Here is a 405-nt window from a genome sequence, read left to right as displayed (position 1 = left end):
AGGGTGGACATCGCGGTTCTCACGACGTCGGGGGTTTGCGTCCAGCGCGTCAGCGCGCGAGGCTCGTGGTTGAACGCGACAACGGAAAATTCGTCGTTCGTGTCGAGCAGCTCGAACAGAAACCGCTCGACGGCCGATCGCGCGTCGACCAGACGCTGTCCGAACATGCTGTCGCTGACGTCGAGCAGCACCGCAAGACTGACGGGGACACGTTCGCTCGTAAATTGCGTGATGGTCTGGCGCTCGCCTTCCTCGAAAATCTCGAACGCCGCCGCCGGTAAGCCCGTCACCAGGCGTCCGTCGCGGTCGACAACCGTCGCCGTGACGCTGATGAGATCGACGCCCGACTGGAATCGCCCCGGACGGTCCTGAGCGCCCAGGCCGGCGCCGATAACGGCCGAAAGG

At 64.9% G+C, this 405-nt stretch carries 1 protein-coding gene; it reads right to left on the bottom strand.

Features of this window, described 5'->3' with window-relative positions:
• Nucleotides 1-405, bottom strand: a 405-nt coding sequence (locus I6F37_RS42765) for a VWA domain-containing protein (protein WP_225154793.1), incomplete at both ends; no start/stop codon positions are given.

The organism is Bradyrhizobium sp. NBAIM08, assembly GCF_020193935.1.
GTDB lineage: Bacteria > Pseudomonadota > Alphaproteobacteria > Rhizobiales > Xanthobacteraceae > Bradyrhizobium > Bradyrhizobium yuanmingense.
This window is presented reverse-complemented; position numbering and strand designations above follow the sequence as displayed.